This window comes from uncultured Oscillibacter sp., from assembly GCF_950073225.1.
Taxonomy (GTDB): domain Bacteria; phylum Bacillota; class Clostridia; order Oscillospirales; family Oscillospiraceae; genus Oscillibacter.
On record NZ_CATMPS010000005.1, the window covers coordinates 114,065 to 123,207 of the forward strand.

General features: G+C 60.9%; 11 protein-coding genes. 4 read left to right on the forward strand and 7 right to left on the reverse strand.

All coding sequences use genetic code 11. The features are described from left to right. Positions 1–13: 13 nt before the first annotated feature. Positions 14–1,222: a nucleotidyltransferase family protein gene (locus tag Q1M04_RS04920; RefSeq protein WP_297997256.1), complete on the reverse strand. Its 1,209-nt coding sequence runs from the start codon at positions 1,220–1,222 to the stop codon at positions 14–16. A 190-nt stretch (positions 1,223–1,412) separates the two neighbouring features. On the opposite strand from Q1M04_RS04920, the gene Q1M04_RS04925 reads away from it, so the two are divergent. Further along, positions 1,413–2,609, forward strand: coding sequence for an acetate/propionate family kinase (locus tag Q1M04_RS04925; protein ID WP_295757796.1), 1,197 nt, complete (start codon positions 1,413–1,415; stop codon positions 2,607–2,609). Positions 2,610–2,642: 33 nt separating this feature from the next. Next, the gene (locus tag Q1M04_RS04930) at positions 2,643–3,218 is read left to right on the forward strand and encodes a hypothetical protein (protein ID WP_297997254.1); all 576 of its coding nucleotides are present in this window, start codon (positions 2,643–2,645) and stop codon (positions 3,216–3,218) included. Between the two features lie 48 nt (positions 3,219–3,266). Here the strand turns inward: Q1M04_RS04930 and Q1M04_RS04935 are convergent, their stop codons facing one another. Both Q1M04_RS04935 and Q1M04_RS04940 read right to left on the reverse strand, forming a co-directional pair. Beyond that, complete coding sequence (locus tag Q1M04_RS04935; RefSeq protein ID WP_243413940.1) at positions 3,267–3,650, reverse strand: DUF4363 family protein; 384 nt, start codon at positions 3,648–3,650, stop codon at positions 3,267–3,269. Beyond that, entirely contained in the window at positions 3,647–4,330 is a 684-nt protein-coding gene (locus Q1M04_RS04940) for a DUF421 domain-containing protein (protein ID WP_293278676.1), read from the reverse strand. Before Q1M04_RS04940 ends, Q1M04_RS04935 begins: the two co-directional genes overlap by 4 nt. A gap of 357 nt (positions 4,331–4,687) precedes the next feature. Here Q1M04_RS04940 and Q1M04_RS04945 point away from each other — a divergent pair, with 357 nt between their 5' ends. Beyond that, the gene (locus Q1M04_RS04945; protein ID WP_293278673.1) at positions 4,688–5,353 is read left to right on the forward strand and encodes a hypothetical protein; all 666 of its coding nucleotides are present in this window, start codon (positions 4,688–4,690) and stop codon (positions 5,351–5,353) included. Here Q1M04_RS04945 and Q1M04_RS04950 read toward each other — a convergent pair. From Q1M04_RS04950 to Q1M04_RS04965, 4 genes are all read right to left on the reverse strand, one after another. After that, positions 5,350–5,535, reverse strand: a complete 186-nt coding sequence (locus Q1M04_RS04950) for a hypothetical protein (RefSeq protein WP_297997251.1) — start codon at positions 5,533–5,535, stop codon at positions 5,350–5,352. The two genes, Q1M04_RS04945 and Q1M04_RS04950, sit on opposite strands and share 4 nt — an antisense overlap. A 175-nt stretch (positions 5,536–5,710) precedes the next feature. Continuing rightward, a complete protein-coding gene (locus Q1M04_RS04955) occupies positions 5,711–6,391 on the reverse strand; it encodes a CHAP domain-containing protein (RefSeq protein ID WP_297997250.1) in 681 nt (226 codons plus the stop codon). Continuing rightward, on the reverse strand, positions 6,378–6,593 hold the full coding sequence (locus Q1M04_RS04960) for a hypothetical protein (RefSeq protein ID WP_204790179.1): 216 nt from the start codon (positions 6,591–6,593) through the stop codon (positions 6,378–6,380). Before Q1M04_RS04960 ends, Q1M04_RS04955 begins: the two co-directional genes overlap by 14 nt. Positions 6,594–6,699: 106 nt before the next feature. Continuing rightward, a complete protein-coding gene (locus tag Q1M04_RS04965) occupies positions 6,700–6,945 on the reverse strand; it encodes a hypothetical protein (protein ID WP_204790180.1) in 246 nt (81 codons plus the stop codon). A 298-nt stretch (positions 6,946–7,243) separates the two neighbouring features. Here Q1M04_RS04965 and Q1M04_RS04970 point away from each other — a divergent pair, with 298 nt between their 5' ends. Next, a complete protein-coding gene (locus Q1M04_RS04970; protein ID WP_297997247.1) occupies positions 7,244–8,947 on the forward strand; it encodes a methyl-accepting chemotaxis protein in 1,704 nt (567 codons plus the stop codon). Positions 8,948–9,143 lie beyond the last annotated feature (196 nt).

A 9,143-nucleotide genomic window follows, 5' to 3' on the forward strand; every position in this document is an offset into this window, starting at 1 on the left:
TTTCCTCCTTTGTTCAGCCCGCCCCCTCCCGGACAATCACCGGGCCGGTCCGCCACGCGTCCGGGACGGCGGCGGGGTCCGGGCAGGCCAGGGCGTACAGCCGGTCTGCCCTGGCCTCCAGGTCAAAGAGGCGCCGGGCCCCGGGCCCCAGGCGGCGGACGGCGGCGGGCTTGGTCAAAACCGGCAGGGCGGCGGTTTTCCGCATCCCGGCCAGCAGGGCCGTCCCACGCTCGTTGGCCGCCAGGACCCGCAGATAGGCGGGCTCCTCCGGCGGCGCGGGGGGCAGTCCCAAATAGGCCCGGAACACCGTCCGGCGCAGCCGGGCCATGGGGTAGCGTTTTGTCTTTACAGTCTCCAAAAGCTCCGCCAGGGAAGCGGCGGACCGGCTGGAGCGAAAAAAGCGGCGGTACAATCCCTCGTTCCCCAGCTCCAGGGCGGCCCAGTCCGCTTCCTCCAGGAAGCGCAGCCGGGCCAGGATGGCCCGCTCACAGCGTTCAAGGGACGCGGGAGCCCGCCCCGCCTCCCGTTCTATCCGGTAGGCCTCCGCCATGGCGGGGGCGCACAGGCCCAGGGCGGCTTCCTCCTCCCCCTGCCGGAGAAGGGCGCGGATGGCTGAGGCGGATGCAATGCCGTCCCCGACGTCCGCGCCGTCATGCGCCGCCCCCCGCCGGAGGACGGCGACGGGCTGAATCCCGCTGCCCCGGAGGGCCTTGCAGTACTCCACGCCCAGGGTGTCGTTGGGCCGGGACAGCGCCGCCGCGTCCTCCTTGGACAGCAGGGCCTCCAGGGCCCGCTGGCGGGCGGCGGGAAAGGAATCCCCTTTTTTCAGCTCTTCCCGGAGGGCTTCCGGGAAAGCGCCGGAGCACAGCGCCTCCGCGCAGCGGACCAGGGGCGCGGCGTCCCCGCCCTCGCTGCCGAAGACCAAATGGCTGACGGCCCCCGTGGCCTTCAATATTTTCACGGCCCCGGCGGCGAAGCCCTCCGCCGAGGAGAGGGCCCAGGGAACGGGCAGCTCCAGCACCAAATCCGCCCCGCTCCTTACGGCGGCGGCGGCCCGGGCGTGCTTGCCCGCAGCGGCAAAGTCCCCCCGCTGGACGTAGTTCCCGCTCATGACGCAGAGGATCCCTGTCTCCGGCCCCAGGAGGCGGCGGGCCTCCGCCATCAGGTGGACGTGGCCCATATGAAGGGGATTGTATTCTGTAATGATACCAGCGGCGGCCATAAAATTCCCCCTTGAAGTGGTGACAAAAAAGTGACAGTTTGGTAAAAAAGCGGTTGTAACTCCTGGAAAGTCTGGTATAATGAAGTTAGCCGACAGGGAAACCGGGCCTTCCGCCCTTTCCCCGCCGCTCTATATTATATGAAATCTGGGAATCCCGCAAGGGCTTCCCCAAAAAGAGGAGACGGTCATCATGAACATTCTGGTCATCAACGCGGGGAGCTCTTCCCTGAAATATCAGCTTCTGGACCCCGAAAGCGGCGTTCTGCTGGCCAAGGGTCTTTGCGAGCGCATCGGCATCGACGGCAAATTCACCTACAAGGCCGAAGGGAAGAAGACTCTGGACGCCATCGACATCCCCATGCCCACCCACTCCGAGGCCATCCAGGCCGTGCTGGACGCGGTGGCGGACAAGGAAAACGGCGTGATTTCCTCCATGGGCGAGATTGACGCCGTGGGCCACCGGGTGGTCCACGGCGGGGAGAAGTTTGCCGCCTCCGTCCTGATCACGGACGAGGTTATGGCCGCCATTGAGGAGTGCAATCCCCTGGCGCCGCTGCACAACCCCGCCAACATCATCGGAATCCAGGCCTGCCGGAAGCTCATGCCCAGCACCCCCATGGTGGCCGTGTTCGACACCGCCTTCCACCAGACCATGCCCGCCAGGGCCTATATGTACGCCCTGCCCTACGCCTGGTACGAGGAGGACAAGGTCCGGCGCTACGGCTTCCACGGCACCAGCCACAAGTACGTGGCGGGCCGGGCCGCCGCCATGCTTGGCAAGAAGCCCGAAGAAGTCAAGCTGATCTCCTGCCACCTGGGCAACGGCTCCTCCATCACCGCGGTGGACGGCGGCAAGAGCGTGGACACCTCCATGGGCTTCACCCCCCTGGCGGGCGTGCCCATGGGCACCCGGTCCGGCGACCTGGACGCGGGCATCCTCCAGTATGAGATGAACAAGCGGGGAATGGGCATCGACGAGATGCTGAACGCCCTGAACAAAAAGTCCGGCGTGGAGGGACTGAGCTGCGTCAGCTCCGACTTCCGGGATCTGGAGTCCGCCGCCGGGAAGGGCGACGCCAAGGCCGCCCTGGCCCGGGAGAAGTTCGCCTATGAGGTGAAAAAGTACGTGGGCGCCTACGCCGCCGCCATGGGCGGGGTGGACGCGGTGATCTTCACCGCCGGAGTCGGCGAAAACGACAAGGCCATCCGCTCCATGGTCTGCGAGGGCCTGGAGTACATGGGCGTGAAGCTGGACGCCGCCGCCAACGACGTCCGGGGCAAGGAGACCGTCCTCTCCACCCCCGACTCCAAGGTCAAGGTCCTGCTGATCCCCACCAACGAGGAACTGATGATCGCCATGGACACGGCGGGCATCGTGAAGAAGTAAAGCCGGCCAATCCCATTGAGGAGGTGACGCCCCATGAAGATCCGGGACGCCAAGCAGTCCTACGCGGCCCACCAGCACGAAATCTGGGAGAAGCGGGAGGCCCTGGCCAAGATTCTAAAGGAGCCGGGCGGGTCCCTGCCGTCTTCCTTCGACCGGGTGGAGATTTCCAAGGAGCTGTCCCTGCTGGACGCCCAGTATGACGCGGTGGACAAGGCCCTGATGGGCATCACCGCCATGGAGACCAAGGTCTTCGGGGACGAGTGCAACCGGCATCAGGCCGAGACTCAGGCCAAAATGGCGGAGGAAATGGGCAAGATCATGGAGGTCTTCCGCCGCGTCTCCTCCGGGGCCAAGGTCCCGGCCAAGGATCTGCAGAAGCTGATGGACTACGACATGAAGCTCTACATGGCCGCCAAGCAGGCGGCGCTGCTGGCCCGGCAGAACGAGAAGGAATACGACTCCCTGTGGGAAGACGAGGAAAAGCCCAGGGAGCAGAAAACCTGCGAGGAGGTGGCGGCGGAGACGGAAATTTCCGCGCCCCGCCCCTCCGCCGTCTCCGCCGCCGTGGAAGCCCCTCCTGTGGAGTCTCCCCCTGAGGAAATCCTGTAAAATCCGCGTCAGGCGGCTGTCCCCGGTTGGGGACAGCCGCCTGCTGTTTTACAGCACGTTCCGCAGGGAAAACTCCTCCATCTCCGCCAGCAGCCTGAGCTGGTCCCGGAGGTCCGCCAGCTCCGCCCGCAGCTCGCTGTCCTCCTCCCGCTCGGTGAAGGCCAGCGCCCGGTGGTACATGGCCTCGGCGTCGTCCACGGCATCGTGGCCCGTGACGCAGTGGAGATAGGTCTGGCGCTCCGTCCAGCCGGCATAAGCCGCCCGGATGGCGGCGGCGGCCCCCTGCCAGTCCTCCAGCAGGACCAGCCGGTCCGCCTCTTCCAGCTGTGCCCGCCAGCGGGCCGTATGCGCGGACATGGCGGCGCCGTTCCAGAGGCAGAAGGCCAGAATGGCCCCCAGCAGGGCGGCGGGAATCAGCAGTCCCTTTTTCACGGCTCTCCCTCCTTCCGCACGCAGACCACCCGGCCCGTCTCGTCCACGGTCAGCAAAAACGCCTCCCGGTGAGAGGACAGCCCCTCTTTCCGCAGGGCCTCCCGGAGCCAGGCCTCATCCAGCCCCCGGGCCTCCAGATTCCGCCGGAGGAGCCGCCCGTCGTTTACCAGAACCACCGGCAAAGTCACGTCCTCTCCGGTCTTCACCCCCAGCTGCTCCGCCGTGGGGGGCTGGCTTTTGGCCCAGGGGAGGACGGAGAGGTGTCCGGAGTTTTCCAGCACGGCGTACTTGACCTCCTCCACCCCGGTGATCCCCTGGCCCCGCAGCTCCTCCAAAAGCTCGTCCAGGGTATAGCGGTTTTTCCGCATAGCCTCCTGCTGAAGGACCCCCTCCCGAATGAGAATCGAGGGCGTGCCGCAGGCCAGCGCCCGGAAGCGGAGGCTGGTGAGGGACAGCTGGCTCAGCAGCATGGACAGGGCCAGCAGGGTCAAAATAGGGATGACCCCCGCCAGCAGGGGGATACCGAAGTCCTGCATGGGCACGGTGGCCAGGTCCGAGATCATCATGGTCAGCACCAGCTCGCCGGGCTCCAGCTCGCCGATCTGCCGCTTGCCCATGAGGCGGAGGCCGGTCATGATAAGAAAATAGAGGATAACGGTGCGGGCAAAGGCGGTCATCATAGGCGCTTCCTCCTGAGAGAACGGTTTCTTCCCAGTATCTGCGGTTTGCGCGGCGGATATTCCCAGGAACTTTCTCAAAATAATTTCAGGAAACCGGAAACCCGTTGACCGGCTGAAACACTGTATAAATAAAAGAACGAACGGAGGAGGCGCCCTGCGCCGGGAGGGCTGGGAAACAGAGCTGGAGGCCCAGGCCCGGGAACCCGCTTTCCGGCGGGGCCCGGTCTGTCGAAATGCCCGAATTTCCCGGCGGCAGGGCAGGGAACGGTTGTTCCCTTTACAGCTTGTGTTTTCCCTTCGGGCGTGCTAGAATGGGCATATTCTGACAAAACGCGCCCAGGGCGCGGGGAGGTCCATATGCTGCCCACCACACGTTTAAAAAATCTCTACGCCGGTCCCCTGCCGCCCATGGCCCTGACGGACTACGAGGCCATGAGCAAATTCCTGAATCAGGCGGCCCAGCGGTGCAAGGTCTCCGGGCGGAATTTCGATTTGTTCCTGGACTGGATCATCCACGCCCTGTCCATGAGCCTCACCTCCGACAGCGCCTCCCGTATCTTTCTGCCCAAGACGAAGACGGGGCCCTTTGTCCTGGACGATCTGATCCCCATCTCCGGCCTCCCCCCGGCGGGAGAAAAACGGGTGAAGCTCAGCGAGTGCGGCCTCATCGCCCCGGTGTGGAATAACGGAAGCCTGGAAGCCGCCCTGGAGTCCCTGTATGACAGCGGCTTCGCCGGGCTGGACGTGGAACAGCCCTTCGGCGGGGCCTATTTCCCGGAGCTCCGCCTGGCAATCATCGACTCCCCGGCGGACGTGGACATCCCCAATGTCCTCCGGGTCTGGAGCCGGGGCAGCGTGGTCCTGCCCGTCTACCTTTTGAAGGACCTGGAACCCCTCCTCAACACCGACGGAGAGACCTGGTACATCCAGCACGAGGGGCTCGAGCGGGAGGAAATCGTCCTGGAGCCCCGGATGGCGGCGTTGTATAACTGCGGCCTCCGCCGCTACGGCGGCAGAAGCTAACGTCTCCCGGAAAGGAGCCGTTCAATCCGGCCGGCGACCTCTTCCAATTCCCGCCGCAGCGTCTCCTGCGTCTCCAAATCCCGCAGCTGAAGGGCCAGCAGCATCCGCATATTCAACGCCTCCCGCTCCTCCAGGAGGCTGTTCAGCGTAACGCCCCGGCCCTCGAAATGTTCGTTTTTCATCGGTCTTCTCCCTATACGCGCGGCTTTTTATAAAAAACAGCATACAGCAAAAATCTGAAAACATTCTGAAACCGGCGAAAGCGGCCTCATCCGCCGCGAAATGAGGAAAAACACGCCGGGAAGTGCGTCAAAAAACCGCATAAAAAGGGCCGGGGAACAGTCCCCGGCCCCTTCTTTATTTCTTGGACGCTCTGAGCGTCATGACGGCGGCCTGAGCGCGGGTAGCAAACGCGCATGGGCCGGTTCCGTCGGTAATGCCCTTGGTTTTCGCCTCCTGGAACTCCGCCGCCAGGGCGGGGCTGACGGGCTGCCTGCCCAGGACCTCCTGAATGCGCTTCCCCAGCGCCAGAATCTCCGCGTCGGTCAGTTTCGAGATATCCATGCCGTCCTCCTTCTCAAACTCCGGGCGCACCGCGCCCGCTATCCATTTTACGGGCCGGGTCTTGCGGCAGACCATGCCGCCGTCGGACTGGCTTCCGGTTTGGCTGGTGTTGCCCTCAATCGCCACGACTCCGCCCGGCGTCACCTTCTCAATAATGCCCGTGTGGTCCGTGGCCGCGCCGCCGGGAAAGTCATAGATCGCCACGTCCCCGGAACGGTAGTCCCCCGTCACCCATCTGCCCGCCCTCCTGGCGGCGTTCATCAGCGCCCCGCAGGACGCGGTTTTGACCGGCAGCTTGACGCCCGCCTGGGCAAACACCCACTGCACAAACACCATGCACCAGGGATAGGCAGAGCCGGAGACCTCCCGGCCATAGTACCAGGCGTTGTATTTCACCCGGTTTGAGTTTGCCGGGGACTCCTTGGTCCCCAGCTCCCTCCGGGCGATGCTCAGAACCCGCTCAGCCGCCGCCATTGTTTCCGCCCTCCACCGCGTCCTGCACCTTTTGGCTCTGCGTCCCAAAGTAAAACGCGATAACCACGGTATACACGGTCATAAAGTCCTGAGAAATGCTCCCGGCCGCCGCCATACAGGCGAACACGGCGGTGAGCGTCAGCGTCACCAGGGCTTTCACGCTGAGAAGATTTCCCAGCCGCTTGATGATGGTCTTATTCACCGTTGTCCTCACTTTCTCCGGGGCTCTTCCCGGTTCCCGCTTTTGAAATTTGACTCCCCGCCGGCAGAATGCCCGGAGCGCCCGGCCTTTTTACGCCGCCTTCCTCTCACGCCTCCGCTCTCCTTTCCAGCCCCTCAATCCGGCGGTTCGCCGCCTTGATTTTTTCCTCCTGGAGCTCTGTGCGCTCTTCCAGCTTGTATACCCGGTCGATGACCTTGTTGTGGACCTCCACCTTTTTCTCCAGCTGTTCCAGCCGGTACTGGGTCAGCTTGCTGCTCACCAAAATGCCCAGCACGGACCCCAGGCCGGACCCTGCCAGGCCAATCAACGCCACCAGCACCTCTTCGCTCATATCATATTCCTCCTTGTTTCGTTTGAAAACCGCGGTTCAAAGAAAGCGCTCCAAGGCCGGAAAGTTGCACGAAGCCGTCGCCGGAAAGCGGCGCGCTTTTTCGGTCTTCGCCGGGTCCGGCCTTGCCAGGGGCCCGCGCTGCTGAACGCCGGAGCACAAAAAAGCCTCCGCTTTACAGCCATTCGAAAAAACGCATCCATTATATTCTCATCAATCCACTTATCAAACAGAGAAAATCTCCGATATATTCTTATGGCTGCCAACTGCGGATAACGAAATATAAGAGGAGATTGCAAAGATGATTCACTACATAAAAAATTTAAAAATCAGACTGAAGCTCTATATTCTCATAGGAGTTGCGCTGCTCGGAATGCTTATTATCAGCGGGATGTCATTTTTTCTCATGGGCCGGATGAACGACATGACAAGCGACATTGCAACAAGCTGGCTTCCCAGTGTCGATACGGCAAGGGAGCTGAGCGCCACCATTTCCAATATCCGGCTGAATGAGCTGGGGTACCTTACCGCAGACTCTGATAGCAAAGAGGAGGCCAGCCTTCAGTCCCTCCAGGATGGAATCAAAACCATGGACGCACTCTTAGCCGCGTATGGGGATATGATCGATGAGGAAGAAGGAAATTTCTATAACAACGCAAACAATCTCTGGACACAGTATCAGGCGGCGGAAGAAGAAATGTTGGCTCTCGCCAAACAGGGCCGCTCTGAAAGTGCCCGTGCGATTCTGGACGGAGAATGTGAGGCGCTTTTCAACTCTTTGAACAGCGCTTTTGATGATATTATCGATTACAATACAAAAGGAAGCGACGATGCGGCGGTGGAAAGCGCTTCCCTTTACAGAACCGCCACCTTGACCATGGCGGCAGTTGTCATTGCCATCATCCTTGTGGGCGTCTTCTTTTCATTTGTGATTATACGCCTGATCAAAATCCCTATTTCTGAAATCCAGAATGCCGCCATAAAAATGGCGGAAGGGGATTTGGATGTAAAGATTTCCTATACCTCGAAGGATGAACTGGGTGTTCTCGCCGTTCAGGTAGGCAAGTTGATCCATAAGCTTCAGCTTATTATTGAGGATGAGAATCAATTCCTTGCTAAAATGGCCGAGGGAGATTTTACGGTGGATTCGACCTGCGAGGAATCGTATACAGGCGGCTTTTATCCGTTGCTTGTCTCGTTCCGGGGCATTGCAGACAAGCTCAATGACACAATGCTGCAAATCAGCCAAAGTTCCGCTCAGGTCGCGGGCGGAGCGGATCAAGTATCGAATGGCGCTCAGGCGCTTGCCCAGGGGGCGACTGAGCAGGCCAGCTCTGTGCAGGAACTCGCCGCCACGATTGACGAAATCTCCAACAAGGTAAATCAGAACGCAGACAGTGCGCGGCAAGCCAGTAAAGCGGCAGACAGTGTCAGCGTAAAGATGAACGTGAGCAAAGAAAAAATGCAGCAGATGACCCATGCAATGGGAGATATCAGCAGCTGCTCCAGCGAGATCAGCAAAATCATGAAGATCATTGAAGATATTGCGTTCCAAACCAATATTCTCGCCTTGAACGCCGCCGTAGAAGCCGCCCGCGCAGGCGCCGCCGGAAAAGGGTTTGCCGTAGTAGCCGATGAAGTCCGCAATCTGGCAAACAAAAGCACAGAGGCCTCCGAAAATATCGCTGCTTTGATTGAAAATTCTTTGCAGGCAATCGAAAACGGAACGCAGATTGCGGACGATACGGCGCAGTCTTTGATTCAAGCGGTCAATGACGTGAACGAAATGGCCGGCATCATCGAACAGATTTCAGAGGCCAGCAGCGATCAGGCGGATTCCATCGCTCAGCTCACGGTGGGAATTGACCAGATCTCCAATGTTGTACAGACAAACTCGGCAACCGCGGAGGAAAGCGCGGCGGCAAGCGAAGAACTGTCCAGTCAGTCACAGCTTATGAAAAGCCTGGTAGGAAGGTTTCAGCTAAAGCGCGGCCCTTCAAAATGAACCCGGCAGGCTGACGTGTTAGGATAGCGTCTGGTTTGATATTTTGCGTGGGATCGTCTAAAATCTGTGTGATCCCACAATTTAAGTAAGCGTTAAAGTCTTCCACCTTGCCGGAACTCAAAACGATCCAAAGTTCTGGGACCCAGAGAAAAAGAGAAAGCCTTGAAGCACAATAGGCAAGTGATGTCAGCAGGGG